The sequence below is a fragment of the Streptomyces alkaliphilus genome (assembly GCF_014141535.1).
GTDB classification, from domain to species: domain Bacteria; phylum Actinomycetota; class Actinomycetes; order Streptomycetales; family Streptomycetaceae; genus Streptomyces; species Streptomyces alkaliphilus.
The window spans coordinates 1-11,666 of record NZ_VKHT01000056.1 but is presented as its reverse complement, the minus strand read 5'-3'; the positions used below and the strand labels follow the sequence as shown (position 1 = coordinate 11,666).

Below are 11,666 nucleotides of genomic sequence, written 5' to 3'. Positions count from 1 at the left end.
AGCTGTGTATAAGAGACAGGTTCCGTTCCGGGCACCCGGACGGCCCCGGGGTCAGCTGTCGAGGGTGACGATCATCTTCCCGGTGTTGCCGCCGTCGAGGAGGTCGAGGAAGGCGCGGGCGGCGTTGTCGATGCCGTGCACGACGGTCTCCCGGTTGTCGATCTCCCCCGAGCGCAGCCATCCCGTCATCTCCTCGAGGAAGCGGGGGCGGGAGGCATTGTGGTCGTTGACGAGCATGCCCTCCAACCGCAGGCGCTTCCCGATGACCTGCGCGAGGTTGCGCGGGGCGGCGGGCGGCTCGGTGGCGTTGTACTGGGAGATCATGCCGCAGATCACGGCCCGGCCGTGGACCCGCAGTGCGCCGATCGCGGCCTCCAGGTGCTCGCCGCCGACGTTGTCGAAGTACAGGTCGATGCCCTCGGGCGCGGCCTCCCGCAGGCGGTCGCGGATCGGGCCGTCGTGGTAGTCGAAGGCGGCGTCGAAGCCGTACTCCTCGGTGAGCAGCCGGATCTTCTCCGGGGTGCCCGCGCTGCCGACCACCCGGGAGGCGCCCTTGAGCCGGGCGATGCGGCCCACGAGGCCGCCGACCGCGCCCGCGGCCCCGGAGACGAAGACCGCGTCGCCGGGACGGAGGCCACCCACCTCCAGCAGGCCCGCCCAGGCGGTGAGACCGGGCATCCCGAGCACGCCGAGGTGGGCGCTCGGGGAGATGTCGTTCCCGCCGGAGGGATCACCGCCGGCGTCGGCGGGGATCACCGTGGTGTGCCGGGCGGGAAGGGTCGCGTACTCGCGCCAGCCCAGGTGGTGCACCACGAGCGTGCCCTCGGGCCGGTCGGGGGCACGGGAGGCGATCACCTCTCCCACCGCCCCGCCGTCCATGGGTGCATCCACGGCGTAGGGGGCGACGTATGACTTGACATCACTCATCCGCCCCCGCATGTAGGGGTCCACCGAGAGATGGAGGTTTCGGACCGTGACCTCCCCGTCGGCCGGCTCGGCCACCGGCAGTTCCCGCAGCGCGAAATCCTCCGGGCGGGGACGTCCGACGGGCCGGGAGGCCAGGTGCCAGGCACGGCCGGTGCGGGGCTGGGGCATGGGTTCCTCCGGGTGCGGGTACGGGACCGCTCGAGTGATCATCGAAGCCGATACTTCATATCCTGAAACAACCATGCCCGTAAATATTTCAGCCTGTCAAACATTCGCCTCCCCGTCCTCACTCATATGCTCGGACCACCATCCGACCACTCTCACCCGCATGTCGCGCCCGGAAAGTCCCTGAACACCCGGTGAATGGTGTTTGCTGGACCCCGCCATGGGATCCCGGGTCCGGCTGCGCCATCCCTCCCGGCGGCCCACGGGGCCGGCGGCAGCAGACGAGGAGGCTCCTCTTCATGACAACCGCCCTGTTCGTGGCCCTGGTCATCGCGGTCTGGGTCCTCTCCGGAGTGATCGCGGCCGTCGTCCTGCTCGGCCGGCAGGGTTACCGCGATTGGCACTGGTACGTACTCGGCGCCCTGCTCGGCCCGATGTTCGTCCCGATCGCGGCCGAACGCCCCCGCACCCGCCCCCGGACCCTGGAGCGGAACGCCCTCACCTCGGAGGAGCACGCGATCGGCGGTCGCACCGCGCTGGTCGCCGTGGACGGCTCCCCCGAGTCGCGCCAGGCCATCGCGGACGCCTCCCGTCTTCTCTCCTCACCGGACTCGCGCATCGTGCTGGCCACCGTGGTCGACGCCGAGAGCGGGAAGGCGAAGAGCGACACCGACCGGGCCCGGACGCTGTTGGCCGAGTGCGCCGGCGAGCTGAACGGCGACAACGGTCCCGCCATCGTCACCGAGATCGGCTCCGGCAAGCCCTCCGCGGTGCTGCTCCGGATGGCGGAGGACGAGAACGCCGACGTCATCGTCATCGGCCGGCGCGGCAAGGGTCTGTCGCGCCGTCTACTGGGCAGCGTCGCCGACGAGATGGTGCGCCGCTCCCCGCTGCCGGTCCTGCTCGCCACCGCGCCGAACGCCACCGGCGGAACGGCGGGGAACGGCCCCACCCCCGGCAAGGAGGTCTGATCCGCCTCCATGCCCCTGTTCCTCGCTCCGGCCGCGATGATCGGCCTGGCCTGTCTGGTCCCCCTGTTGGACCGCAGGCTGGGCCGCAACACCGGATACGTCCTCGCCGCCGGCTTCCTGATCGTGGGCGCCCTGCTGTGGGGCAGGGCGCCCGGGGGAGCCGACGAGCCGGTGGTGACCACCGAACTGCCCTGGCTGCCGGCCCTGGGCGTCACCGCCGAGTTGCGCCTGGACGGCCTGGCCGCCATGTTCTGCCTGCTCATCCTCGGGGTGGGCGCGCTGATCATGGCCTACTGCGCGCGCTATCTCTCCGAGCACGGCAACCACCGGGCCGTCTACACCCTCCTGACGCTCTTCGCCGGCGCCATGCTCGGCCTGGTGATGGCCTCCGACATCATCCTCCTGGTCGTCTTCTGGGAGCTGACGACCATCTGTTCGTACTTCCTCATCGGTGACGCGGGGCCGCACGCCGTGCGCGCCGCCCGAAAGGCGTTCCTGGTCACCGCCTCGGGCGGGCTGGCACTGCTCGCCGGCATGGTGCTGCTGGCGGTCGCGGCCGGCACCACCGACCTGACCGTGATCCTCGCCGAGCCCGAGACGGTCCTGGCCTCCCCCCTGGCCCCCGCCATCGGGGCGCTGATCATCGTCGCCGCCGTCACCAAATCGGCCCTGGTGCCCGCGCACAGCTGGCTGCCCGGCGCCATGGCCGCGATCACCCCCGTCAGCGCGTACCTGCACGCCGCCACGATGGTCAAGGCGGGCATCTACCTCCTGATGCGCTTCTCGGGGCTCTTCGCCGGGGAGGCCGCCTGGTCCGCCGCGCTGCTGATCATCGGTCTGGCCTCGGCGGTCTTCGGGGCCGCGTGGGCACTGCGTCAGCACGACCTCAAACGGCTGCTGGCCTACTCGACGGTCAGTCAGCTCGGTCTGCTCACCGCCGCGATCGGGGTGGGCACCCCCACCGCACTCTCCGCGGCCATACTCCACACCCTGGCCCACGCGCTGTTCAAGGCCACCCTGTTCATGCTCGTGGGCATCATCGACCACGAGGCGGGCAGCCGGGACATCCGCGAACTCTCCGGTCTGCGCCGGGTGATGCCGGTGACGGCGGCGATGACCGGCCTCGCCGGCCTGTCCATGGCCGGTGTGCCACCGCTGCTGGGCTTCGTCAGCAAGGAGTACCTCTTCCAGGGCTTCCTCGACGCCGACGTCACCCCCTGGGCCGGACCGGCGGCCGGCGCGGTCGCCGTGATCGCCTCCGCGCTGACCTTCGCCTACGGTCTGCGCATCTTCTACGGCGCCTTCGGCGGCCCGACCGTGCAGACCGAACTGTACGAACCGGCCCGCGCCTTCCTGGCCCCGGCCGCCTTCGCCGCCCTGCTGGGCCTGGTGCTGGGCCCCGCCGTCGGTCTGTTGGACCCCATCGTCGGTTGGGCCCTGGTCGATGTGTACCCGACCGCCGGCGAGGTCTCCTTCTACTTCTGGCACGGCCTGTCACCCGAGTTGGCGATGACGGCGATCACCATCGCGATCGGCCTGGGGCTCTTCCTCGCCCGGGCCCGGGTGGAACGCGTGCTGCTGCGCATCCCCGTCGCCGGGAACCTCTTCGAGCGCGGCTACGAGGGACTGCTGCGGTTCGGCGCGCTGGTCGGCCGACCGGACCGGACCGGTTCCCCGGCCTCGATCCTGGTCCGTCCCGTCCTGGGCCTCATCGCCCTGGGCACCGCCGCGGCCCTCGCCCTGGACAACGGTCCGCTGCCCGGGCTGGTGGGCGACCACTCCGCCGCCCCCGACTGGCCGATCCTGGTGCTGCTGGTGATCGTGGTGCTCGGCTGCGTGATGACCGGCTCCGCACTCACCGCGCTGGCGCTGCTGGGCACCGCCGGTCTGGTCGTCGCGCTGTGGTTCCTGTTGGCGGGGGCCCCCGACGTGGCGATGACGCTGCTGCTGGTCGAGGTGCTCACGGCCGTGGTGGCGGTGCTGGTGCTCACCCGCCTGCCCGCCCGGTTCCGACGCCCGCGCCCCCGTCGCGCGGTGGGATCGGCCGCGGTGGCGGTGCTCGCCGGCCTGGCCGCCGCCGGCGCCACGCTGCTCTTCACCGGCGCCCGGGACATCTCCCCGGTGGGGGACTACTTCCTGCGCCGGGCCGAACCGGAAACGGGAGGCCGCAACGTCGTCAACACCATCCTGGTGGACTTCCGCGGGCTGGACACCCTCGGCGAGGCCGCCGTCCTGGGCGCGGTGACGCTCGGTCTGTTGATGCTGCTCGGCTCGCGCAGCGTGCCGGAGGCCGGGCGGACGGCCCCGCCGGCGGACGCCCTGGTGATGCGGGTGGCCTTCCGGATGCTCGCCCCCGTGATGTTGGCGCTCTCCGCCTACCTCTTCCTGCGCGGCCACTACCAGCCCGGTGGCGGCTTCATCGCCGCCCTGGTGGCGGGGACCGCGATCGCCTTCGGTTACCTGGCCTCGGGCCGCGTGCCCGGCCGGGGGTCGCGACTGCTGCGGCCCGGCCCGCTCACGGCCGGCGGCCTGATCCTGAGCATCGGCACGGCGCTGACCGCCCACCTCGTCGGGGAGGCGTTCTTCACCCCGCTGCGCGGCTCGCTGGACCTACCGGTCATCGGGTATCTGCCGCTGACCTCCTCCCTCCTCTTCGACCTGGGCATCTACCTCTTCGTCCTCGGCCTGGTGCTGGCGGCGGTGGACCGCCTCGGCGACGGACTGCCGGGCGGGTTCGACCCCTCCGGCGGGCACGACGGGTCGGGTCACCCCTCCCCCGGGCCCTCCGGGGCCCGGGGAGCAGCGGTGCCCCCCGACGGGGACGGGAAGGCGCGGGAGACCACCGCGTCGGGAACCACCGCGCCCGCAGATGAAACCGTCGAGTCCCCGGGGGAGGCCCGTCGATGACCGCAGCACTGGCCGTCGGCATCCTGGTGACCGGCGGCGTCTACCTGATCCTGCAACGCGAACTGCTGCGCGTGGTACTCGGTTTCGTCCTGCTGGGCCACGCCGTGAACATCCTCTTCGTGGCCGCCGGTGGGATGGACCGGCGCGGTGTGCCGCTGATCGGCCAGACCTCCCCGGGGGAGGCCGCCGACCCCCTGCCCCAGGCGTTCGTACTCACCGCGATCGTCATCACCTTCGGCATCACCATCTACCTGCTCGCGCTCCTGCGGGCGGACGGGGCGCCCTCGCCTCCGGCGGAACCGGACGAGGCCGCCGACGCCGGCTCCCCGCGGGCGGCGCCCTCCGCCCGGGCCGACGCCCGGGACGCGGCCGCGGGCACCCCGCCCACCTCCGAGAGCGATCCGGAGTCCCTGGCCGAGGCGGAGGCCGACGCCCGGGCACGGGTGCTCGGGGAGGAGTCCCGGCCCGGGGAGGACGACCTCCCGGGGGCGACGGCGGGACCGGCCCGGGAACCGAAGGGCCCCCCCGGTGGGCCGGACCCGGAGGAACCCGTCTCCGGCCCGGGCCGCGGCACCGGGGCGGTCGGGAACTCCGGGACCGCCGACACCGGCGGGGACGACGGGACGAACGAGACCAACGGAAGGGGAGGCCGATGATCGCGACCTCCCTCGCCCTGCCCGTCGCGGTCCCCCTGCTGGCCGCCGGTTCGGCGATCCTGACCGGCAGGCGACGCGCGCTCACCCGCGCCACCGTCATCGCCGCCAACCTCGCCGTCCTGGCGCTCGGCGCGGTGCTGTTGCACCGCACCGCCGACGGCTCGGTGCTCACCAAGGAGATGGGCGGCTGGCTGCCCGGCGTGGCCATCGTCTTCGCCGCTGACACCTTCGGCGCCCTCATGCTGTGCACCACCTCGCTGTTGGTGGTGGTCTGCCTGGTCTTCGCCGCCGCCACCGGTGACGACCGCCATCCGCTGTTCGCGCCGTTGACCCTGCTGATGTCCGCCGGCGTCTACGGCGCCCTGCTGACGGCCGACCTGTTCAACCTGTTCGTCCTCATCGAGGTCATGCTCGCCCCGTCCTACGCCCTGCTCACCCTGACCGGGGGCCGGGCGCGGGTCTCCGCCGGCCGGCTCTACCTGGTCGTCAACCTGTTGGCCTCCACGCTCTTCCTGGGCGGTCTGGCGGTGCTGTACGGCATCACGGGCACCCTGAACCTCGCCTCCCTGGCCAATGCCGCCCGGGAGATCCCGGAGGTCGCGGTCGCGGGCGGGATCCTGATGCTCGCGATGGCCACCAAGGCGGCCGTGGTGCCGCTGCACGGCTGGCTGCCGCGCACCTACCCGGCCGCCGGACCGGCGGTCACCGCCCTGTTCTCCGGCCTGCTCACCAAAGTCGGCGTCTACGTCATCATCCGGCTGTACGCCGTCCTGTACGGCGGCGATCCCCAATGGCTGTGGCTGGTGATGGCCGCCGCCCTGTTGACCATGGTGGTCGGCGTGCTGGGGGCTGTGGGCGAGCACACCATGCGGTCGATCCTCACCTTCCACATGGTCAGTCAGATCGGCTACATCCTGCTGGGTCTGGCGCTGTTCACCGGTGCCGGACTGACCGCCACCGTCTTCTACCTCGTGCAGTACGTGCTGGTGAAGGCCGCGCTGCTGGTGTGCGCGGGGAGTGTGGAGGCGGTGCGCGGGGACGGCCGACTGGACGGCGGCCGATTGGCCCGGCGCGAGCCGCTGCTCGCCCTGGCCTTCGTGGTCGCGGCCTTCTCGCTCGCCGGTCTGCCGCCGTTCTCCGGCTTCGTCGCGAAGCTGACCCTGCTGCGGGCCGCCGCGCTGGACGACGCCTGGCTCGCGGTGACCCTGGCGGTGGCGGTCAGTCTGTTGACCCTGCTGTCCATGCTGAAGATCTGGACCGGTGTCTTCGCGGGCAGCGGGGCCCCGCCGGTTCCGGCGGACTGCGGTCCCGCCCGGCCCGAGCGCCGGGCCGGCCCCGGCCTGGTCTGGCCGGCGGTCGTCCTGGCCTCGTTCTCGGTGCTGCTGGGCCTCGGCGCCGAACCGCTGCTGGTGCTCTCCCAGACCGCGGCGGAGGGCCTCCTGGACACCTCGACCTGGGTGGAGGCGGTGCGCACCCCATGACTCCCACGACTCCCGAGGGGCCCGACCAGAGGACCCCCGACACCGGCCCGCGGGCCGACTCCGGGGCGGGTACCGGTAGCGGCACCCCGACCCCGCGCAGGATCGCCCTGCGGGTCGGCCGCGCGATCTCCTTCGTGTGGCTGTTCGCGCTGCGTTTCGTGCAGTCCAACGTGGCGATCACGGTGGAGATCCTGACCCCGCGCGACCGGACCTCGCCGGGCATCGTCGAGTTGCCGCTGCGCTGTCGCAGCCGGGCGGAGATCGCGACCTTCTCCAGTCTGATCAACCTCACCCCCGGCACCCTCACCCTGGAGGTCCGGCGGGACCCGCCGACGCTGTGGGTGCACGGCACCCACACCCACTCGGCGGAGGAGTTCCGCCACGACCTGTGGGAGTTGGAGACCCGGATGCTGACCGCCTGGCGCCCGGTGGACGAGCCGCTTCCGCCCGTTCCCCCGTCGCCCCGGGGGAACGGGACCGGGGACGCGGACCGTCCCGGCGGAGCCCGGGAAAGCGGAAAGGGGGACACACCGTGACCGTGTTGGACGCCGCACTGCTGGTGCTCGCGCTCTCGCTGATCGTGGCCGTCGTGCGGATCGTGCTCGGCCCCACCGACGCCGACCGGGTGATCGCGGTGGACTTCGGGTTCGTCGTCTTCGTCGCCGCCGTGGCGTTGCTGGCGGTGCGGGCGCAGGCGCCCGCCATGCTGGACCTGGTGCTGGTCGCCACCCTGGTGGGCTTCCTCAGCACCGTGGCGCTGGCCCGTCGGGTGGAACGGGGGGCACGATGACCGGCCCCGGCGCGTGGGACGCCTTCGACATCATCGCCCGGGCCCTGGTCGGCCTGGGGGTCTTCCTCATCGCGGTGGGCACCATCGGGCTGATCCGGCTCCGGGACGCCTACCTGCGGATCAACGCGGTGGCCAAGGCCGCCGCGCTGGGGGTGGTGTGCGTGCTGCTGGGGGTGATGTTCTGGAACCCGCAGCCGCTGACCGTCGCCACCCTGCTGCTGGCGGTGCTGCTGCAACTCTTCACCGCCCCGCTGGCCGGCTACGCCGCCGGGCGGGCGGCCCACCGTTCGGGAGTGCCCCGGGTGGCGGCCACCGACCCCGACGAGCTGGGACCCCACCCCGATCCGGCCGGCGCCCACGAGACGGGCTCCGGCCGGGACGGGGACGGCGGGGGTTCCACCGCCGCCGAGGGCACCGGCGACGGTGGAACCCGCTCTCCGGGTAGCCTGAACGGGTGAGTTCAGGTGCCGCTCCCCACGACTCGGTGACCCTGGAGGTCATCGAACTCATCGGACAGGTCGTCGTCCGTTTCCACGAGGAGTACGAGGAGGCGGCGGGTCGGCACGGCCTCACCGGGGCGCAGGCCCGCCTGTTGGCGCTCCTGGCGGTCTCCCCCACCCCGATGCGCAGGCTGGCCCACCGCTTGGGCTGCGAGCCGTCCAACGTGACCGGGATCGTGGACCGGTTGGAGAACCGGGGCCTGGTGGAGCGCCGGGCCGATCCCTCGGACCGGCGGGTGAAGATCGCCGCGGCCACCGGGGAGGGGCTGCGGGTCAACGAGGAGCTGCGGGCCTCCATGGGCTTCGCCGCCGCGCCGTTGGCCTCGCTCAGCCGCCCGGAGCGGGCCGTGCTGCGGGATCTGCTGCGACGCATGGTGCCCCCGCGCCCCGGTCCCTCCTGACGCCCGCGCCGGGCGCTCCCCGCCGCGTTCGGGCCGACCCGCCACGGGGCGGACCGGCCCGAACTCCGCCGGTCTCAACCGGCGAAAGCGGGGCCGGTCTCAACCGGCGAAAGCGGGGCCGGTCTCAACCGGCGAAAGCGGGCTGCGGCAGGCCCTGCCCGATGTCCGGGATCACCAACAGCGAACCGGCCAGGGGTTCGTCGTGCGGGCCGAGACCGACCCGGGCGCAGGTGACGTAGAGGTCGCGCAACCCGGGGCCGCCGAAGGCGCAGGCGGTGGGCCTGGAGACCGGCATCCGCAGGGTCCGGTCGAGTCGTCCCTCCGGGGTGTAGCGGCGTACGGCGCCCCCCTCCCAGAAGGCGACCCACAGGCACCCGTCGGCGTCCACCGTCATGCCGTCGGGGAAACCGTCCCGCTCTCCGGTGTGCACCAGGGGACGACGGTCGCGCACATCCCCGTCGGGGGTGAAGTCGAAGACGTCCACCCGACGGGTGGGTGTGTCGATGTAGTACATGCGGTCACCCTCCGGGCTCCATCCCAGCCCGTTGCTGACCGTGACCCGGGACAGGACGGTGCGCGAGGAACCGTCCGGCGCGACCCGGACCAGGGTCCCCCCGCCCTCCCCCTCGTCGTAGCGCATCGTGCCGGCCCACAGCGAACCGTCCGGGGCCACGGCCGCGTCGTTGCCGCGCCGGCCGGGAACCGGGTCGTGGTGGAGGGGACGCAGGTCACCGCGGTCCGGCCCGTCGTCGAGGGCGAAGACGCCGTCGCGGAGGTTGAGCACCAGCCCGCCCCCGGCCCTCGGCTTCGCCGCACCCACGTGCTGCTCCACCACCCGTACCGAACGCCGGCCGTCGCCGGGGCGGTAGCCGTGAACCCGGCCGCCGAGGATGTCCACCCAGATCAGCCGCTCACCGTCGGGGTCCCAGGTGGGTCCCTCGCCCAGTTCGGCCCCTGCCCGCACCGCCGCTTCGACGCGCACGTCCTCCGCCTCCTTCGTCCACGGGGGTCTTCCCCGGGTGTTCGTTCCGGTCCCCTCACCGCCCGGCGGGGTCGGCGATCGCGTGAGCCCCTCAACGCCGGGGGCGGTACCCCAATCGGGCCGACAGCTCCCCGGCGCCCCCGGCGGTGAGTTCGGTCAGTTCGGCCTCCCGCTCCTCGCTCCAGCGGATCATCGGCACCGACACGCTCAGCGCCGCGACCACCCGTCCCGAGCGGTCCCGCACCGGGGCGGCCACGCAGGAGACGTCGGGGTTGGACTCGCGGTGCTCCACCGCCGTGCCGCGCTCGCGGACGCGTTCCAGTTCGGTGCGGAGCCCGGGGACGGAGGTGATCGAGTTCGGCGTCATGGCCGCCAACGGGCCGGCGGGGGACAGTCGGGTCTCCAACTCGGCGGGGGGCAGCGAGGCGAGCAGCATCTTGCCCACCGCCGTGCAGTGGGCGGGCAGTCGACGGCCGGCCGCCGAGACCATGCGCACGGCGTGGCTGCTGTCGACCTTGGCGATGTAGATGACGTCGGTGTCCTCCAGGATCGCGACGTGCACCGTCTCCCCACAGCGTCCGGCCACCTCGCGGGCGACCCGGTCGCCCTCGGTGGCGAGGTCCAGCTGCTCCGCGTAGCGGCTGCCGAGCTGGTAGAGCCGCACGCCGGGGCGGTAGCGGCCCGGCTGCTCGGGCAGGGGGGTCAGGTAGCCGCGGGCGGCCAGGGTGGTGACCAGCTCGTGGACGGTGGTCCGCGGCAGCTGGAGGCGTCGGGTGATCTCGGGCGCGGAGAGCGTGCCGTCGCCCTCCAGGAAAAGCTCGAGGATGTCCAGCGCGCGGCTGACCGCCGGCACCCGTCGTCCCATCGGTTCCGCCTCCCCGCCGGCGCCCGGGGCACCGGATCCCGGTGTTCGACATCCCGACTGTTCGCCGGGATGTCGAACACACGCTATCCGGGGGTGACGGCGCCGGCAACGCCGGGTCGGTCAGCGGCTGCTGCCCCAGTCGTCGTCCAGCGGGACCTCCCGGCCCCGCACGGAGCGCAGACGGTCCGTGACCGACTCCGGCAGTCGGTCCCCGGCCCGATCGGCGATGACCCCGGCGGTGCGCGAGGCGGCCTGGCGACCGGCCTGCGCGGCGGTGTCCAATCCGTTGCGGACCGTCGGGTTGCGCTGCACACGCCGGGCGGCCTCGGCGATCTGCTCGTAGCGCTGACGACCGGCCCTCGCCCCGAGGACGTACCCCACGGCGGCACCGGCGATGAACGTGAGCTTCCGCATCGACTGCGTTCCTTCCCTGCCTCGATTCACCCCGCCCCGGGCGGGGCGGCTGCTCGACTCCGAGCGACGCGGTAGCGCGTACCCCGGATACGGATTTCGGAGCACCCCCGTCCATGCGCTAATGTATTGCTCGCAGCGAGGGACCGCCCCCCGGGACGGGATGGCGAACCCGAGCGGAGCATTCCTCCGTAGCTCAATTGGCAGAGCAGCCGGCTGTTAACCGGCAGGTTACTGGTTCGAGTCCAGTCGGGGGAGCTTCACCACGCGCGAGCCGGAGGGCACTTGACCCTTCGGCTCGTGCTCTTCGTGGTTCCGGGCCCGATTGCCCCTCCGCGCCGTTCGGCTCCCCCGCCGCTTCCGGTTCACCCGTCTCGCCCACTCCGGCTCTCCCGCCCCGGCTCTGCGTTCGTATCCCCCGTACGGGTGGTTTGGGGGAAACCGATGGAACCGACCCGGGGGGACGGGCGTCCGGAACGGTGTGTGAACCGCCCCGGCCCGGGCGGCAGATCGTATGAGCAGCTATGCTGCGGCAGACGACGCGCACACGTGCGCGACGCACCGGTGACGGGGCGGTAGCTCAGCTGGTTAGAGCAACGGACTCATAATC

The 11,666-nt window shown here is 72.9% G+C and carries 12 protein-coding genes and 1 tRNA gene; 9 read left to right on the top strand and 4 right to left on the bottom strand.

Features of this window, described 5'->3' with window-relative positions:
- Positions 1 to 51 precede the first annotated feature (51 nt).
- Entirely contained in the window at positions 52 to 1,095 is a 1,044-nt protein-coding gene (locus FNQ90_RS03860) for an NADP-dependent oxidoreductase (protein WP_182604966.1), read from the bottom strand.
- 296 nt (positions 1,096 to 1,391) lie between these two features.
- Between FNQ90_RS03860 and FNQ90_RS03855 the strand changes: the two genes are divergently transcribed.
- Genes FNQ90_RS03855 through FNQ90_RS03820 form a run of 8 tightly spaced genes read left to right on the top strand, consistent with a single transcriptional unit; the run spans position 1,392 to position 8,798 of the window.
- Positions 1,392 to 2,063 carry a universal stress protein gene (locus FNQ90_RS03855; protein ID WP_182604965.1) on the top strand — a complete coding sequence of 224 codons (672 nt, stop codon included), beginning with the start codon at positions 1,392 to 1,394 and terminating at the stop codon, positions 2,061 to 2,063.
- A gap of 9 nt (positions 2,064 to 2,072) precedes the next feature.
- Positions 2,073 to 4,970, top strand: coding sequence for a hydrogen gas-evolving membrane-bound hydrogenase subunit E (gene mbhE, locus FNQ90_RS03850; protein WP_182604964.1), 2,898 nt, complete (start codon positions 2,073 to 2,075; stop codon positions 4,968 to 4,970).
- On the top strand, positions 4,967 to 5,626 hold the full coding sequence (locus FNQ90_RS03845) for a sodium:proton antiporter (RefSeq protein ID WP_182604963.1): 660 nt from the start codon (positions 4,967 to 4,969) through the stop codon (positions 5,624 to 5,626). Before mbhE ends, FNQ90_RS03845 begins: the two co-directional genes overlap by 4 nt.
- Positions 5,623 to 7,107 carry a monovalent cation/H+ antiporter subunit D family protein gene (locus tag FNQ90_RS03840; protein WP_182604962.1) on the top strand — a complete coding sequence of 495 codons (1,485 nt, stop codon included), beginning with the start codon at positions 5,623 to 5,625 and terminating at the stop codon, positions 7,105 to 7,107. The genes FNQ90_RS03845 and FNQ90_RS03840 overlap by 4 nt, the downstream gene beginning before the upstream one ends.
- On the top strand, positions 7,104 to 7,643 hold the full coding sequence (locus FNQ90_RS03835; RefSeq protein ID WP_182604961.1) for a Na+/H+ antiporter subunit E: 540 nt from the start codon (positions 7,104 to 7,106) through the stop codon (positions 7,641 to 7,643). Before FNQ90_RS03840 ends, FNQ90_RS03835 begins: the two co-directional genes overlap by 4 nt.
- Complete coding sequence (locus FNQ90_RS03830; RefSeq protein WP_143617823.1) at positions 7,640 to 7,897, top strand: monovalent cation/H+ antiporter complex subunit F; 258 nt, start codon at positions 7,640 to 7,642, stop codon at positions 7,895 to 7,897. The genes FNQ90_RS03835 and FNQ90_RS03830 overlap by 4 nt, the downstream gene beginning before the upstream one ends.
- Positions 7,894 to 8,355: a cation:proton antiporter gene (locus tag FNQ90_RS03825; RefSeq protein WP_182604960.1), complete on the top strand. Its 462-nt coding sequence runs from the start codon at positions 7,894 to 7,896 to the stop codon at positions 8,353 to 8,355. Before FNQ90_RS03830 ends, FNQ90_RS03825 begins: the two co-directional genes overlap by 4 nt.
- On the top strand, positions 8,352 to 8,798 hold the full coding sequence (locus FNQ90_RS03820) for a MarR family winged helix-turn-helix transcriptional regulator (protein WP_182604959.1): 447 nt from the start codon (positions 8,352 to 8,354) through the stop codon (positions 8,796 to 8,798). The genes FNQ90_RS03825 and FNQ90_RS03820 overlap by 4 nt, the downstream gene beginning before the upstream one ends.
- Positions 8,799 to 8,922: 124 nt before the next feature.
- On the opposite strand, the gene FNQ90_RS03815 is transcribed toward FNQ90_RS03820, so the two are convergent.
- From FNQ90_RS03815 to FNQ90_RS03805, 3 genes are all read right to left on the bottom strand, one after another.
- Positions 8,923 to 9,780 carry an SMP-30/gluconolactonase/LRE family protein gene (locus FNQ90_RS03815; protein ID WP_182604958.1) on the bottom strand — a complete coding sequence of 286 codons (858 nt, stop codon included), beginning with the start codon at positions 9,778 to 9,780 and terminating at the stop codon, positions 8,923 to 8,925.
- Between the two features lie 91 nt (positions 9,781 to 9,871).
- On the bottom strand, positions 9,872 to 10,645 hold the full coding sequence (locus FNQ90_RS03810; protein ID WP_182604957.1) for an IclR family transcriptional regulator: 774 nt from the start codon (positions 10,643 to 10,645) through the stop codon (positions 9,872 to 9,874).
- A gap of 120 nt (positions 10,646 to 10,765) precedes the next feature.
- Positions 10,766 to 11,059, bottom strand: coding sequence for a hypothetical protein (locus FNQ90_RS03805; protein WP_143617833.1), 294 nt, complete (start codon positions 11,057 to 11,059; stop codon positions 10,766 to 10,768).
- Between the two features lie 182 nt (positions 11,060 to 11,241).
- Between FNQ90_RS03805 and FNQ90_RS03800 the strand changes: the two genes are divergently transcribed.
- Positions 11,242 to 11,314: transfer RNA gene (locus FNQ90_RS03800), tRNA-Asn, on the top strand.
- Positions 11,315 to 11,666: the final 352 nt, after the last annotated feature.

What these genes read in the sequence shown, in the direction of transcription:
- FNQ90_RS03860 (WP_182604966.1), bottom strand. Translation starts at nt 1,095, where the DNA reads ATGCCCCAGCCCCGCACCGGCCGTGCCTGGCACCTGGCCTCCCGGCCC.
- FNQ90_RS03855 (WP_182604965.1), top strand. Translation starts at nt 1,392, where the DNA reads ATGACAACCGCCCTGTTCGTGGCCCTGGTCATCGCGGTCTGGGTCCTC.
- mbhE (WP_182604964.1), top strand. Translation starts at nt 2,073, where the DNA reads ATGCCCCTGTTCCTCGCTCCGGCCGCGATGATCGGCCTGGCCTGTCTG.
- FNQ90_RS03845 (WP_182604963.1), top strand. Translation starts at nt 4,967, where the DNA reads ATGACCGCAGCACTGGCCGTCGGCATCCTGGTGACCGGCGGCGTCTAC.
- FNQ90_RS03840 (WP_182604962.1), top strand. Translation starts at nt 5,623, where the DNA reads ATGATCGCGACCTCCCTCGCCCTGCCCGTCGCGGTCCCCCTGCTGGCC.
- FNQ90_RS03835 (WP_182604961.1), top strand. Translation starts at nt 7,104, where the DNA reads ATGACTCCCACGACTCCCGAGGGGCCCGACCAGAGGACCCCCGACACC.
- FNQ90_RS03825 (WP_182604960.1), top strand. Translation starts at nt 7,894, where the DNA reads ATGACCGGCCCCGGCGCGTGGGACGCCTTCGACATCATCGCCCGGGCC.
- FNQ90_RS03810 (WP_182604957.1), bottom strand. Translation starts at nt 10,645, where the DNA reads ATGGGACGACGGGTGCCGGCGGTCAGCCGCGCGCTGGACATCCTCGAG.
- FNQ90_RS03805 (WP_143617833.1), bottom strand. Translation starts at nt 11,059, where the DNA reads ATGCGGAAGCTCACGTTCATCGCCGGTGCCGCCGTGGGGTACGTCCTC.